At 40.7% G+C, this 15,574-nt stretch carries 14 protein-coding genes and 1 tRNA gene; all 15 read right to left on the reverse strand.

Going from position 1 to position 15,574, the window contains the following annotated elements:
- Window positions 1–188: 188 nt before the first annotated feature.
- Window positions 189–2,096: an ATP-dependent zinc metalloprotease FtsH gene (gene ftsH / locus ACFQ4X_RS19150; RefSeq protein WP_077365625.1), complete on the reverse strand. Its 1,908-nt coding sequence runs from the start codon at window positions 2,094–2,096 to the stop codon at window positions 189–191.
- Between the two features lie 49 nt (window positions 2,097–2,145).
- Entirely contained in the window at window positions 2,146–2,685 is a 540-nt protein-coding gene (gene hpt / locus ACFQ4X_RS19155) for a hypoxanthine phosphoribosyltransferase (protein ID WP_066285441.1), read from the reverse strand.
- A gap of 15 nt (window positions 2,686–2,700) precedes the next feature.
- Window positions 2,701–4,095, reverse strand: coding sequence for a tRNA lysidine(34) synthetase TilS (gene tilS, locus ACFQ4X_RS19160; protein WP_379838026.1), 1,395 nt, complete (start codon window positions 4,093–4,095; stop codon window positions 2,701–2,703).
- A gap of 67 nt (window positions 4,096–4,162) precedes the next feature.
- A complete protein-coding gene (locus tag ACFQ4X_RS19165) occupies window positions 4,163–5,146 on the reverse strand; it encodes a serine/threonine protein kinase (protein ID WP_379838028.1) in 984 nt (327 codons plus the stop codon).
- The gene (locus ACFQ4X_RS19170) at window positions 5,109–5,861 is read right to left on the reverse strand and encodes a vWA domain-containing protein (protein ID WP_379838030.1); all 753 of its coding nucleotides are present in this window, start codon (window positions 5,859–5,861) and stop codon (window positions 5,109–5,111) included. Before ACFQ4X_RS19170 ends, ACFQ4X_RS19165 begins: the two co-directional genes overlap by 38 nt.
- Window positions 5,862–6,168: 307 nt before the next feature.
- Window positions 6,169–8,664, reverse strand: coding sequence for a stage II sporulation protein E (spoIIE, locus tag ACFQ4X_RS19175; protein WP_379838032.1), 2,496 nt, complete (start codon window positions 8,662–8,664; stop codon window positions 6,169–6,171).
- A gap of 337 nt (window positions 8,665–9,001) precedes the next feature.
- Window positions 9,002–9,078 (reverse strand) — tRNA-Met (locus tag ACFQ4X_RS19180).
- Between the two features lie 468 nt (window positions 9,079–9,546).
- A complete protein-coding gene (locus tag ACFQ4X_RS19185; RefSeq protein WP_066285431.1) occupies window positions 9,547–9,987 on the reverse strand; it encodes a S1 domain-containing RNA-binding protein in 441 nt (146 codons plus the stop codon).
- A gap of 91 nt (window positions 9,988–10,078) precedes the next feature.
- Window positions 10,079–10,438 carry an FtsB family cell division protein gene (locus tag ACFQ4X_RS19190; protein ID WP_066285430.1) on the reverse strand — a complete coding sequence of 120 codons (360 nt, stop codon included), beginning with the start codon at window positions 10,436–10,438 and terminating at the stop codon, window positions 10,079–10,081.
- A gap of 20 nt (window positions 10,439–10,458) precedes the next feature.
- Window positions 10,459–11,058 carry a spore cortex biosynthesis protein YabQ gene (yabQ, locus tag ACFQ4X_RS19195; protein WP_379838035.1) on the reverse strand — a complete coding sequence of 200 codons (600 nt, stop codon included), beginning with the start codon at window positions 11,056–11,058 and terminating at the stop codon, window positions 10,459–10,461.
- Window positions 11,055–11,366: a sporulation protein YabP gene (gene yabP / locus ACFQ4X_RS19200; RefSeq protein WP_066285426.1), complete on the reverse strand. Its 312-nt coding sequence runs from the start codon at window positions 11,364–11,366 to the stop codon at window positions 11,055–11,057. The genes yabQ and yabP overlap by 4 nt, the downstream gene beginning before the upstream one ends.
- A 221-nt stretch (window positions 11,367–11,587) precedes the next feature.
- On the reverse strand, window positions 11,588–11,854 hold the full coding sequence (locus tag ACFQ4X_RS19205; RefSeq protein ID WP_077365610.1) for an RNA-binding S4 domain-containing protein: 267 nt from the start codon (window positions 11,852–11,854) through the stop codon (window positions 11,588–11,590).
- A 2-nt stretch (window positions 11,855–11,856) separates the two neighbouring features.
- On the reverse strand, window positions 11,857–12,129 hold the full coding sequence (locus tag ACFQ4X_RS19210; protein WP_066285421.1) for an HU family DNA-binding protein: 273 nt from the start codon (window positions 12,127–12,129) through the stop codon (window positions 11,857–11,859).
- Window positions 12,130–12,255: 126 nt separating this feature from the next.
- Window positions 12,256–13,698, reverse strand: coding sequence for a nucleoside triphosphate pyrophosphohydrolase (gene mazG / locus ACFQ4X_RS19215; protein ID WP_379838038.1), 1,443 nt, complete (start codon window positions 13,696–13,698; stop codon window positions 12,256–12,258).
- Window positions 13,695–15,281 carry a putative polysaccharide biosynthesis protein gene (locus tag ACFQ4X_RS19220; RefSeq protein WP_379838040.1) on the reverse strand — a complete coding sequence of 529 codons (1,587 nt, stop codon included), beginning with the start codon at window positions 15,279–15,281 and terminating at the stop codon, window positions 13,695–13,697. Before ACFQ4X_RS19220 ends, mazG begins: the two co-directional genes overlap by 4 nt.
- Window positions 15,282–15,574: the final 293 nt, after the last annotated feature.

A 15,574-nucleotide genomic window follows, 5' to 3' on the forward strand; every position in this document is an offset into this window, starting at 1 on the left:
GACTCCTGCGGGACAAGCGGTCAGGTGAGACACTTTAAGGCGCGTAGCGGCAAAGGGGCTCACCGCCTGCCCCGCGGAAAGCGAGTACCTGTAACGGAAATCAACTGCTTTCAAGACCCACCACTATGAAATCAAACAGACTTACAAAAAAAGGACACCTCAAGATCTGAGGCATCCTTTTGTAAAAATTAATCTTGTTTTGGTTCTTCTTCATCCTTTTTGTTAAGAGTAACCTTAACATCATCAGATGGTTTAGAAATTGTCTTTTTGTCAGGGAGCTGACCTGTTTTAACAAGTTCTTTGATTTGTTCTTCATCAAGCGTTTCAACAGTCAGCAATGTTTGAGCAATGATTTCTAACTTAGAATTGTGCTCTGTAAGAATCTGGCGGCAGCGCTCATAAGATTCTTTAATGATGCGCTGTACTTCTAAATCAATCTCATGTGCAATTGCATCACTGTAGTTTTGCTCATTATTGAAATCTCTTCCTAAGAACACTTGGCCTCCTTGAGAAGAACCAAACTGCATAGGTCCGAGACGTTCACTCATACCAAACTCCGTTACCATGCGACGAGCGATACCCGTTGCACGCTGGAAGTCATTATGAGCACCTGTACTTACTTCCTTGAATGTAATCTCTTCGGCAACACGGCCTCCAAGCAATCCAACGATCTTATCTTCTAATTCTGGTTTAGTCATGAAATAGCGATCTTCTTTAGGAAGCATAACCGTATATCCTCCAGCTTGGCCACGAGGAACAACTGTTACTTTATGAACGGTATCGGCACCTTCAAGAACAAGACCAATTACTGTGTGACCAGCTTCATGGTAAGCGACAATGTTCTTTTCTTTTTCAGAAATAACACGGCTCTTCTTGGCAGGGCCTGCGATTACACGGTCAATCGCTTCATCTACATCATCCATATCGATCTTTTTCTTGTCAGAACGAGCAGCAACTAACGCCGCTTCGTTTAATAAGTTTTCAAGATCCGCACCAGAGAAACCTGGAGTACGCATCGCGATCGTTTTTAAGTTAACGTCTTCTGCAAGCGGCTTATTGCGCGCATGCACTTGAAGAACTTCTTCACGGCCTTTTACATCTGGGCGGTTAACCGGAATCTGGCGGTCAAAACGTCCCGGACGAAGAAGTGCCGGGTCAAGAATATCAGCACGGTTTGTAGCTGCGATGATAATAATTCCTTCATTCGCACCGAAACCATCCATCTCAACAAGCAATTGGTTCAGGGTCTGCTCACGTTCATCGTGGCCGCCTCCAAGACCAGCACCACGCTGGCGTCCTACAGCATCAATCTCATCAATGAAAATGATACAAGGAGCGTTTTTCTTGGCGTTCTCAAACAAATCACGGACACGGGAAGCACCGACACCGACGAACATTTCAACGAAATCAGAACCTGAAATCGAGAAGAACGGAACGCCAGCTTCACCTGCTACAGCACGTGCAAGAAGTGTTTTACCAGTACCCGGAGGTCCGACTAAAAGAACACCCTTAGGAATACGTGCACCAAGTGCAGAGAATTTGCGAGGATCTTTCAAGAATTCAACAACTTCTACAAGTTCTTGCTTCTCTTCATCCGCTCCAGCTACATCTTTAAACGTAACTTTTTTCTTTTCTTCGTTATAAAGTTTTGCCTTGCTCTTCCCAAAGTTCATTACACGGCTTCCGCCACCCTGGGCTTGATTAAGCAAGAAGAAGAATAAAATAAAGATAATGACAAACGGGATAATTGATGTAAAGAACGTAACCCAGCCGCTCGTCTGTTCCTGCTGTTTGAATTCAACATTTGCACTGTCTGCAAGCTGTTCAATTTCAGCAAGTGTATTGCCGGTTAACGGAGCATTCGTCTGGAATACTTCTCCTTCTTTCGCTCCCTCCAGCTTTCCTCGGACAACATATACGCCACCCTCTGGCTGGTAAACAATGCTTTCTACTTTACCGTCTTCAATGTACTTTGTCAGCTGGTCATAACGGATTTCTTTTACTTCATTGTTGTTGCCGTTGAAAAAGCTGACAACTCCAACTACAACTAAAAAGATTAATAAATAAAATATAGTATTACGGAAGATGCGATTCATTCCTTACCTCCTTAGGCGAACAATCAAATCTTATGCGGTTCTGTTATTCTTACTTTTCGTAGATCTCTGGCTTTAATACGCCAATGTAAGGCAAGTTGCGGTACTTCTCGATATAATCCAAGCCGTAGCCGACAACAAAAGCATCAGGAACGATAAAGCCAGCTAAATCTGGTGTAATATCTACTTTTCGTCCTGTTGGCTTATCTAACAATGTTACAATCTTAACCGTTTTGGCCTTGCGTGCTTTGAACAAGTTAACCAAATAGCTAAGAGTCAATCCGCTGTCAATAATATCTTCTACAATGATTACGTCTCGACCTTCTAAGGAAGTATCTAAATCTTTAACGATCTTCACTTGACCGGAAGAAACGGTAGAAGCTCCATAGCTGGAAACAGCCATTAAATCGATCTCAAGGTGGATATCCATTCGTTTAATCAGGTCTGCCATAAAAGGTAATGCACCCTTTAAAACTCCAATTACTAATGGAAAACTGTCCTTATATTCCTCTGAAAGCTCTTTTCCAAGTTCTTTAATTTTCCCTTGAATGGCTTCTTCAGATATAAGTGTTTCTAAAATTTCATCATGCATAGTTCAACAAGCCTCCTAGACGTCATGGCGATTTTTTTGAAAGCGTAAGATAACCCACTGTTCAGAATGATTTAAAGATTTGCGTCCAGTGTGTTTCAGTCCGGGAAGCCAAATTATATCGCCGTTTGCATTAACAACGACAGGCCAAACTTTCCGTTCTTCCTGTGCCACTTTAGCATCAATAAATATATCTTTTAATTTCCGCGTACCGACGCCGGCAATCGCCATCCGGTCACCTGGTCTGCGGTTTCGAACTCGTAAAGGGAGACTTACATCATTCGGTGAAAACACAAAAACATCTTTTCCTCTAATTGAAGCTGGTTCACAATCCGTTATTTCAGCAGTTAATATTCCAATCGGCACTTCTGCTATGCCAGGCAGATCCATTGAAAACTCATAAGATGGTTCTTCATTTTTTACCGGCTCAAAACTTAACGTACATCTGTCATAAGTTCGGCTGACAAAAAGGCCTGACGGAAAATGCAAAAATCCGGATGGATGCTCACTTCCGAGCAAACTAAGAAAGTTTTCCTTATGTACAGAGGAAAGAGATGAAGGATTTAATTTATACAGATAGTTCAATATTAGTGTAATCCCTCTTTTTTGTAAAGGAATAGGCATCTTGTTAAATGCGGATACAGATAACTCTATTTTCCCCTCTGTTTTGACTATTAAAACCTTTTCTAACTCTATTTCAGCCTGATGTAATATATACGCTTCATCTTCTGTAATGGTTTCACTTAAATACTGAAACCTTTCATGAACATTTGGATTTTCCTGTTTTAAAAAAGGCAGTACTTTTTTTCTGAACCTGTTTCGCACATATTTTTCGCTTTCGTTCGACGGATCATAAACAGGATAAAGATCTTCTACTTTACAATAATGCTCGATTTCGGCTTTCGTTATTCCTAAAAACGGCCGAATAATTTCACCTTTTGCAAAAGGACGTTTAACAGGTATTCCTGCAAGACTGTATCCTTCGCTTCCTCTTGTCATCCTCATCAGCATCGTTTCTACTTGATCATCACCATGGTGAGCGAGTGCAAGAACATTTGCTTCGTGCTTCTTCATCACCAGCTCAAAAAAATTGTACCTGCATGTTCTGGCTGCTGTCTGTAGTGAGAGATGGTTCTCTTTTTGATAGTCTGCCACATCTGCTTCTCCGCCTTCAAACGGGATGTTTCTTTCTGCACAAAACTTTTCGGTAATCGCCAGTTCACGAGCAGACTCTTCTCCCCTAAGCTTATGATTAAAGGATGCCGCAACTACTGCAATGCTGTACATGGCTGACCGTTTCCATAAAAAATGAAGCAATGCCAATGAATCAGGTCCTCCGGAAACGCCAACAACAACTGTTTTCGCAGATGAAAGAAGCTGGTGCTTTTTTATGAAATTTTCAACATGCTGCAACCTAACCCGCTCCTTCATACTGATTTCTCGATAAAATCATATCAAAGAATGATGCTGACTTACACTCTTACATCGTCTGGCCGAGCATATAAAATAAATAAACGACAAATACAAAAGTAAATACTAAAAAAGTTTCGACAAAAAAACTTTTTTGTTTCTTCTTTTGTGACTGCCTTGTCTGCTTTTGTACAGCTGACTTATGAACAGCAGGCTTTTTATTTTGCTGAACCGTGCGTTTATCTTTTTCATTTAATAAAAGCACAAGTTCATTTCTCATTTCTTCAGCATATCTATATTTTCCGTTCCATGCCTTCTCAAGAATATCTTCATATGGTCTAAGGATGGGACTGTTTTTTCTTATATCCTGCATCTGTCTGTCAGGATCACTCTTTTTCGTAAAACGTGATGGATAAGCCAGGTTGACCATAACCATTCCAGCTGAAAATAGATCATAAGAAGGCTCCGCTTTTCGTGATCCCTTTCCCCAATACCCCCGGTCAAAGAACTCTGTGTACTCTTTTATTGACCGGTCCATGACGGTTGTGCCGCCAACATCAATCCACCTGATCCTGTATGGGGGACCTGTAACAAGCAGGTTGTCAGGCTTTAAATCACCAAAAGCCCAGCCCGCCTGATGAAGAGTGTGCAAATCCGTTAAGAGCTGAACGAGCAGAATTCCCGCCCATTCGGAAGATTTCGGCCTCATAAAATCAAAAAGCGTCTCACCTTTTAAATATTCCATCACATAAAACGGGTATGTTCCGCTTCTAATCTGCCAATCATCCACATCGATTAAAGAAGGTCCAAGGACTTTCCCCTGGACCTTAGAAAAACGCTTCAGCACATTAACTTCTGATGTAATCGACATCTGGTCATGTCCGATCTTTAAAGCAACCGTGCCTTTAATAGAATCTGCAAGATACACTGCGCCTGTCGCACCATAACCTAAACGGCGGCGTATACGATAAATGAAATGATTCCATTTTCCGCGAATTTCTTCTCCTGCAGCTAAGTTACATACCGGACTCTTCGATATATCCTGAGGCATCATCGGACAAGAAGCTCCTTTTCGAGGATCGTTTACGAGTGAACGCAGCAATCCCTTCTTTTATTGCCGGTCCTGTCGGCGTAATTCCGCCAAGTGTAATCTTTGAAAAAATTTTGCCGATTGAATCTAGTTTAGAAGACCAGCTTAACAATTCTTCCACTTCTTTCTTTTTGCCAGGAAAAGCAAAGATCGAAAACTCATTTTCACCGATTCTCGAATTTAACGAGATAGATAGATCGAGCAATGATTCCTGAACTGTCAGCATCTTATCTTCCATTGAGCCGGATGCATCTATTAATACCAATACTTCGAGGTTCATAGTTTCTCCCATTTCGTCAACAACTTCCATTACCTCTCCGCGTTTATCCGGAGGAAGGTCATCCATCGTAGACTTGCTTCCTAGGATTTGCTGCAACTCTGCGTTAACGACACCTTTAATCGTTTGGGCCATCGCTTTTTGCGTTACCATCTTCACCGTTTGTGCAAGCTGCTTCGTATAAACGACCTGACTGATTCCGCCTCCAGCCATCGCTATGTCTTCTACCTCTTTTAATCCCTGTCTGTGATACTCAGGAGCATTTTCATTCAATACGCCGATTACATTTACTGCAATGCCTTGTTCATGAGCAAGTGCCGCCATCGCTACTGGATCTTCACCTTGATTTGAACACCCGTCTGTAATCAGCAGAATCTGCCTTAACGTTCCTTTTTTACGCATTTCGCTAACCCCTCTCAAGTACGATTTTTAACGTATTACCATCATCGACAATAAGCTCTCGGAATATACGCTTAAACGGGCTTTTTGCTCATGAAAAAGAGGCATGACTTAAAACTAAAAACGTTTAAAGTCATGCCTCTTTTTATATATTCGTAAAAAATTGTTGCTATAAGAAGATGTTGATTTCCGCTCCAGGATGCTCGCTTTCCGCGAGACAGGCGGTGAGCCTCCTCGTGCTTTGGAAAAAAAATTGAGGCTGCCGAAAGTAAGTTTACTTACTTTCGGGACAGCCTCTCATTCTTTTAAACTATTGAGCTTTCTTTCTGTTTAAGTTTACTTTCGGGTAATGAGGGACCGTTGCCCATTTTGGAATATTTTTTTCGATCTTCGTTACCGCTACTGTCATATCGTCCTCTATACCGTTATTTCCTGACCGGATAACCTCCTCCATAATAAGATCTGCGATTTCCTGAGGATCCTCTGTATCGATTTCTCTTATTTTGCGCTTTAACCACGCATCAATATTTTCAATGTGGCGAGGTGCTTCATAGATCCCGTCACTCATCATAATCAGAATATCTCCTGCTTTTAATTGCTCGTCCACGACATCCACGTCAAAATCCTGAATGATGCCCATCGGCAGGTTGCTTGCTTCCACTGTTTTTACTTGGTCACCGCGCTTAATAAAACTTGGAGTCGAACCAATTTTCAAGAACTTAGCAGATGCGTCCTGAAGATCGATCATGGCCAGATCAAGCGTTGAGAAGATCTCGTCTGTTGTTCTTAGTGATAAAACGGAATTTACTGATTTTATCGCTACCTCTTCTTCAATGCCTGACTGCAGAATTTTCTGCAGCAGCTGAAGGGTTTCGTTGCTTTCTATGAATGCACGTTCTCCGTTGCCCATTCCGTCAGCTATAGCTACAGCAAATTTGCCGGCACCAATTTCAATCGTCGAGTGGCTGTCTCCAGAAAGCCACGCTCCCCCTTTTGCCGCTGAAGCAATCCCTGTTTCAACCACATATTCTCTTGCTGAATGGAACGATAGATGACAGAAGCCTGTTGCATAATTGGCACATTCCTCATGCGTGACAAGAATCGTCTCTTCTAAAATATCCGATAATATAGGCGCAATAAGTTTCTCTGCAATTCCGGAATTGTTGCAATAAGGGATCGTCATCTCGATATCAACGTTTGACGCTTCCAAGCTATAAATATCAACATGTCCAACATCAATCCCTGCCTGGAACAATGAATCCTTAATCTGTTCTTCCTGCATCTGGTGGTTCTCTTGTTCCCGCTGAATTTCCTTTGCGAAGTTACCCATGACTTGAGAAACACCCATTAGCTGATCAGCCACCAATCTGCGGCTTTCCTGAACTTGAATTTTTAATTTTTGGCTTGCTTTATATTGAGATAGTTCTTGTTTCATTAAATCTGTTACTTTTTGCGGTTTAATACAATGTTTTTCCCAATCCCGTTTTAGTTTCCGGTCTTTTATATCTCCGTAATCTTCTTGTTCAACCATGATTTTTGTCATTAAATCATAGGTGGAAGTGAAATTTTGAGCCCAGCATTGTTCCTTCTTAAAGCATGTTTGACATGTTTTTTCCGTAATATTGCTTAAAAATAAATCAACTTCCCGCGAGCTCTCTTCTTCATTCAAAGACAAGCCAACTGAACCAAACGAATGGGACAGCGCCTGGAAAAGAGAAGAAAATCTTTCAACACGGCTCGCCGTAACATCACGAATCTTTTTTAAGTATTGCTGCTGCTGCATCGAATGCTCTCTTGTTCCCGGAACATATTTTGATATATTGCTGATCGCTGTTTTTGGTGTTAACAGAAACAGAAGGATCGCAAAGCCTGATTCCATCAAGGTAGATGTAATTTCTGCCCTGCCCTCACCATACAAACCGATCAATACAGTACCAATTATAAGCCCTAAACTTACCCCGAATCTCTTTCCTTCTTTTAAAAGTCCGCCTAGCAATCCAGAAAACGCGAGCAAGCTCATTTGAGACAGACTTGCCACTTGAGCCAGACTGAGTATTAAACCAGTGACTACACCAACCGTAGAACCGATAGCAGCTCCACCAACAAAAGCAAACAAAAGCACTAGATAACGGGATACGACATGTTCAACGGAGACATCATTGATTTGCCAGCCGATTGTTCCTGTCATTACCGAGGCGAGAAGGATCATCAAACAAACAATTTCTTCATTCTTCAGTGACTGAGGAATCTTCTTATACGTTAACAAAGGAATGGATTGAAGGAAGATTAATGTGAGCACTAAGCTCAGTCCACCCTCTACAAGAGCAAGCATCGTATCGACCCGCTCAAGTCCGCCTTCCCCAAATAAAGAAAATAACGTTCGAGTTATCAAGCTTGATCCAAATACCAATAGAGGCAAGCTTTGAATTCTATTTTTTATAAAAAGATCTGTTCCTCTTTGCAGACAAGCATATACAAGCAAGGCACTTATGAAGAACAAGGCATTGATCGGCTGATGTGTCATCGCACCAGCTAGTACTGCAAATACGGCAATGCCTGTCCGTTCTTTTCTTAAGACAAATACACTCGCTGCAAAAGGTAATGCAAATGGAGACATTTCAGCTAAAATCATAGCTCGTCCTAACAAAAAGCCAATTCCAAACAACAGCATTCTCCAATTAAAAATGCTCTGGTTCAAAAGCTGAAGCCATCTCTTACTCGTCTTAAAAACTGCCTGCTGTCCTTTTTCTACCCACACCATGCCTCTAATCGGTTCGAGTACTTCTTGTTCTACCTTTTGCCACATCCCATACACCACCCGTTTCCAATTTGTGTAACCATTATAAACAGGTTTAGAACAAAGATTTTGTCAAAAGAGCAATGTTTACTAGAAAAACTTCTCGACGGTCTTCCCCACAATTTCACGAAAGAAAAGCAAAAGAGGACAGCATTCGTATAAAAATAAAATCTTAAGCATTGAATTAAAAGAGATTAAGAAGAATTATGATGAAAAATAAATGGTTAAACCTTGAAAACTTCGGGGATTAAATCCGGATAACGATGAAGGAAATTATAAAGATCAAAAAAAAGAGCACCCTAAGCGGATACTCTTGAAAATTTAAATATGTAAGTGTCAAAAAAAATGGTAGCGGCGGAGGGAGTCGAACCCACGACCTCACGGGTATGAACCGTACGCTCTAGCCAGCTGAGCTACACCGCCATTTGTAAAAGACACAAGTAGTATATTACAAGAATCCTAGATATCTGTCAACGGTTCTTTTCAATTTTTGTCGAAAAAGTTTTTATAAGTGCTGTTTTCGTAATTTCTGTTGGTATTTGCAGTAGTTAATTTCCGTTACAGGCGCTCGCTTTCCGCGGGGCGTGCGGTGAGCCTCCCTATCACTTCGCGCTGGCGAGGTCTCACCATCAAGGAAGTTTTTGTGCTCCTGCGTCTACAAGCAAATCCTGCAGAAGCGTGTTCCTCGTCGCATGCCTTACAAGAAGTATATGCAGGTGGCTGGCACGCAGGAGTCTCGCACCTTACACAATTAACTTGTCTACGATGACTCTTATAAAAACCACAATAAAAGCTCTGTTAAACAACTAGAAAAAAAACTGTAAACAAAAAGCATCCTAATGAATAGGATGCTAGCCATATATAGATGAATGAGCATTAAAAATGCATCAATTATCCTCTTCGGCCGCCGCGGCCACCTCTTTTTGATTCAGTACTACGCTTTAAAGTTGTGAGTCGGTCTTCACTATCTTTAAGGAACTTACTCATCTTATCCTCAAAAGATAATGCAGTAGGATGATTATTTCCGCCGCGATTTGGACCTTTGCGGGATTTGTTGAATCCGCCTCTTGATGGTGCAGGTCTAGTGGAAGCAACATTTTCTTTTGCTTTCTTAATAGACAGACCGATCTTTCCGTCCTTCTCGATACTCATAACCTTTACTTCGACTTGATCACCAACTTTAAGAAATTCGTTGATGTCCTTTACGTAATTATCCGCAACTTCGCTAATATGCACGAGTCCTGTAGTACCCCCTGGCAGCTCAACAAACGCTCCAAAATGAGTAATCCCAGTAACTTTCCCTTGCAACTTGCTGCCTACTTCAATTGACATGCAAAAAATGCTCCTCCTTAAAAAATCTCAAAAGATATCAATACTTATTATACATTCGAAAAAATCTGCGTGTCAATGAACGCTTCTTGCTTTATTCTGGAAGTTTAAAGATTGTTTCACCAGGCTTTGACATAAAAAAGTCGCGTCTGGCGATTTCTCCAATGTATTCTTCGTCTTTTAGTTTATTCACTTCGTCTTTAAGTTGTGCCTTTTCTTCTAAAAGAGCTTTATATTCTTCGGTCAGCTCTTTCTGTTCCGTCTGTTTTTCATTTAAAAGGGAGAGTTGCTCTGCAATACCCGTAATAATTAAAAAAGCAAAAAAGGAAAATACGATAAAAGCCCCCGTTAAACGCCGGTATAGCCCGCGTTTACGTTTAGCGATCACCTTCTCATGGCGTTCTTTATTCTGGATGTATTGTGAGTGAATCTCTGTTATCTTCTTTTGGCGCATTTGTTCGCTCTTCCCCTCCTTTACTTCTTTTTTCCCTTCCAATTGCTGACTTTATTCTTCACAGAATTAAAAAACCCTGCAACTTTTAAATATTTCTCTTTTAAATTATACCATTTTTGTTTTGGAATGAAACGCCATACAAGCGTTCCGATCCACTTAAAAGGAGAAAAAAGAATTTTTAATAAAACAACGACTATTCTTTGTAAAAGCTTTAATACATATAAAAGAATACCCGAAATAATCATAATCAACCATTTTATCGGCATCACAAGTAAACTGTTGAACAGATTGTATAAGAAGCGGAAAATTGCTGCAGCAGCTGACACAAACCATTCCAGCAGCTTTTTATATATGTTTTCTAAAAGAGCACGATAAGCAGCATAACCGCAAATTAAAGCTATAAAAATATAAAAACGAATTTCCGCGTGATTAACATGAAGAAGAACATAAAAAACCAGCAAAGCCTGTACCAGCCAAAAGAGCAAATCATTTAAGAAATGTAGCCAGTGCCACTTTCGCTTTTCATGGATGAACCGGCTGTAGGTATCAACAGCCATACCGATCCATATCCCCATGAAGACCATAGCCAGCATGGTTTGAAACTGAACGGTCAATGTCATTTGAACAATTTGCCGAAGAAACCTTTATTCTTTTCACCGGTTTGCTGGTCAAGGTAAACAAGATCGAATACTTTCCCTTCGATATTCACTACACCAGATTCTACATCCAAGTTCTTCATCTTCAAGTTTGTCCCGCGTATTGCCAGAAAACCCATGGTTGTTTCAAGCAAAAATTCCTCATTATCAAAGCTTTCAACCTGTTTAACACCTGTGATCTCCAGATTCTTACGGCCTATCATTCTTACATCATGATTTGGAGTGCTTACTTTTTGATTATAGTTGTTATTAAAATCATATCGTTGGTCCATACATTCCCCTCCTCTATTCCATACAAATGTATGAAACAAGCTGGGGGAATAGAACAAGCTATAATGAACCAAAAGGGCTGTTTACGAAATCAGGGATGTTTTGCTAAAAGTTGATTTCCGTTCCAGGTACTCGCTTTTCGCGGGGCGTGCGGTGAGCCTCCTTGAAGCCGCATATATAGAAATGAGCTAAAAGGAAAAAGAACCTGAAGAATTCAGGTTCTTTACTCAGTCGTTTCGATGCGGTTTTCTTCGAGGACGGTATACATGTTGTCAGCGTCCTCTTTTTTGGTCGTATCTTTAAGCTCGTTGATTTTCACCTTTACAAGCTTTTGGCCAAAGCGGATCGTAAGCTCGTCCCCAACTTTTACATCAGAAGAAGCTTTCGCCTGCAATCCGTTTATTGTGATACGGCCTTGATCTGAAATCTCCTTCGCCACGGTTCTCCGTTTAATAAGACGGGAGACTTTCAGAAATTTGTCTAGGCGCATGCTTACTTAACAGCTTCTTTCAGCTTGTTGCCTGCTTTAAATGCTGGAACAGTAGCAGCCGGGATTTGAATTTCTTTACCTGTTTGAGGGTTGCGGCCAGTACGGCTAGAACGCTCGCGAGTTTCAAAAGTTCCAAATCCAACAAACTGTACTTTTTCTCCGCCTTTAAGAGCAGAAGTGATTTCATCGATTACGCCATTAACGACTGTTTCTACATCTTTCTTAGTAAGACCTGACTTTTCTGAGATATTTGTTACCAATTCATTTTTGTTCATTTTTATTACCTCCTAAAGTTTCTTTCAAAGAATTCGCTAGAAACCCTTTATAATTAAGGGTTCATGATATTTCTCGAGAAAATATTCTCTATTTCTCACTATAATCCTTCTTTGTTGAAAAAAAAATTATTTTGCTTCGTCCCAAAGACGGTCCATTTCTTCCAATGTTACATCTTCAAAAGAGAGGTTCTTCTCCTTAAGTGCTGACTCTATATAACGAAATCGCTTATAAAACTTCCTGTTCGTTGCGTTAAGAGCTTCTTCAGGGTCTATTTTATAGAAACGGGCTAAATTCACAACTGAAAACAGCAGATCACCAAGCTCTTTCAGCTGTTCTTCACCTTCAGCTTCCTGAAATTCTTTTAATTCTTCTAAAATCTTATCATAAACCGGCCCTGTTTCTTTCCAGTCGAATCCAACCTTGGCGGCTTTTTTCTGAAATTGAAAGGCTTTTTGAATAGCCGGCATACCTTTAGGCACACCATCTAATAAAGACTCTCTTTTTTCCTTGCCCGCTTCTTGTGCTTTTATAGCTTCCCAGTTAGCTACGACTTCATCAGCATCTTCTGCACTTACATCACTAAACACGTGAGGGTGACGGCGGATCATTTTCTCGGTTAAGACAGAGATCACATCCTCCATTGCAAAAAATCCTTCTTCCTCACCAATTTGAGCGTGCAGGAGCACCTGCAGCAGAACATCACCGAGCTCTTCAGCTAAAGTCTCATCATCTTCCTCATCAATCGCTTCTAGCACTTCGTATGCTTCTTCAATTAAATATTTCTTCAAACTGACATGTGTTTGCTTCTGATCCCACGGACAGCCTCCAGGACCTCTCAGTCTTTCAATAACACTTTTTAAAAATGAAAAATCTCTGTACATCAACGTTTCTTCTTTGACAGGAGGTACGTATACAGCGGTTAGATTGTTTAATGTTACAGACTGATCTAACTCGAATAGCGGAACTCTTTTGATCGTCTCACTTGAGCTTCCGGCTGCTGTTACAACAGCCACTTCATAATCATCTGGATACTTCTCCATGAGTGTCAATTTTACTTCTGATGCGATAAAAGCATCATACACTTGAACAATAACAAGATGATGACGAATTTGGATTTCTTCTTTTTTTAGTGATGTGCCATCAAGAATTTGGCACCCTTCAATCGGGTCAATCTTTAGGGCCGTGTACATTTCATCGAGAAAACTTTTACCGCCAGCAACTGTAACCTCTGTTTTATTTCGATCAGCATTGTGCAGCAAAAGCTGAACTGCCTGCTCAGCAACTAAAGGATGACCTGGTACGGCATAAATGACATGTCCGTTTTCTTCCGCAGCTTTAAATAATAGTTCTGCAATTTCCTCATATACAGGCTCAAACTGATCATGCTTTTCATAGATATCATCAAATGTTATAAATATTTTACCTTGTGCGATAAGATCTTCTACAGCAGGGTGATGAATCGTTCTCGCATATACTGTTTCTGCTGATTCGAGCAACCGATATATACCGAGCGTCATTTGATCTAGGTTCCCTGCTCCTAAGCCTATAATCGTAATTTTCTTATTCATTTTGGCCTCCTTTTTTTCAGCCGTTCTACTAACTTCTTAACCGTGTCGACCGAATGGAATACTGATTCCCACTCTCCTTGAGAAAATATTTTAAATTTTATAATGACTGTAAGATAGATCGCTCCGCCTAGCACCGAAGAAGTTATGCTGATAAACATAGCATCTAACCTAGAAACATCTTCAAAAATATTTTCGGCAATAAATACCCACAACATAACACCAGCAGCCATAACACCTAATGAAAATAGATAAGAGAATAGGTTAACCGCTCGTACATTGTTCAAAAACTTTGTTGCCATTTGGAGCTTTATTAACTGGAGCACTGCAGCAATACTTGTAGCAATGACAGTTGAAAGTGCTGCTCCTTCCATTCCGAATTGCGGTATCAGTATCAGGTTCCCCGCAACTTTTACGAACATTGCAGCCAGGATGGATAGCGCTGCATACCTTCCATGACCAATCCCCTGCAAAAGACCTGTAGAAGTATAAATAATAGATACTGAAACAATGGACAGACACAATACAGCAAGTGCAGTTGATCCTTCTGCATTCTTAAAAAGCATAGTATTTAGAGGTTCCATAATACAGATGAGCCCAACTGCTGCAACACCGCCAAAAACAACAGAAATTTTCACTGACAGCTTTGTGAGTGACTGAATATCAGCATTTCTTTTTTGCTGTACCAAATGAGCCATTTCTGGGACGACAGCAAGTGCTACAGATGCTGCGGCTACAGTTCCAAGCTGGAGAAGAGGTTGCCCCCGGTCAAATACCCCTTTTAACAGTTTGGCGTCATATGCCTGCATACCGCTTTCGACCCACACATTTACAAAAAGGAATGCATCAACCAGCTGCATCAACGCTAAAACAAGTGCGCTTAAAGAAAGATAAATACTCGATTTCAGCAGTTCAGCTCCATATGTAACCCTTATTTTTGCTTGAGGTTGATAAGCGGGAGTAATTCCTTTTCTCCAGAAAAACAAAAGGAATAATCCTGAAGCTGCAGCACCTAAGACAGATCCCGATAAAGCACCTGCTCCTGTTTCATAGCTGGAATAGCCTTCTTTAACAAAATAAAATGAAATTAATAATATACCTGAAACTCGAACGATTTGTTCGAGCAACTGCGAAACAGCGGTAAGCTGCATATCACCATACCCTTGATATGTACCTCTGAGAAAAGCTGACAGCGGTATAAATAAGAACAGTACGGATATAACACGAATAGGCAATGTAAGGTGGCTGTCACCCATTAAATTTGCTATGTAAGGTGCAGATAAAAACAAAGACACAAAAGAAATAATCCCTAACAAAAAGGATGTCCAAATTGACGTTTTTATAAGATGATCATTATTGCTTTTTTCCGAAACGATCATTTTAGATAGTGCCATTGGAAATCCTGTAAAAGCAACAGCAGCGGCTATCGCATAAAAGGGATATGCTTGCTGAAATACATAAAAACCGAAATCACCTGTCATGTTTTGATAGGGAATCCGGTAGACGGCACTCAATAATTTAACAACAAGGGCTGCTGCAGTAAGCAGCAAAGCACCTTCCCAAACAGAAGACTTTTTTGTGTTCATTCTAGTACCTCAAAAATCCTTAACGTTTTACTTACAATTTTAAAGGCCGTTTTCGTAAACTTTGTTGCTCTTGAAAGTGGTTGATTTCCGCTCCAGGATGCTCGCTTTCCGTGGGGCGGGCGGTGAGCCTCTAGAAGAAAATGTGATTTTTCATTTTCGAGGAGGCTCGCACCTTGCTCTCCAATCAACTTGCAATGAAGAGAATGGAAAAAAGACTAAAGGCAACATTTTTTAGAGAAGAGCCTTTTTAAAAGAACCTATTCAGATAAATATTTCCCGGGACGACACATGTC

It is taken from the genome of Fictibacillus halophilus (genome assembly GCF_042680145.1).
GTDB lineage: Bacteria > Bacillota > Bacilli > Bacillales > Fictibacillaceae > Fictibacillus > Fictibacillus halophilus_A.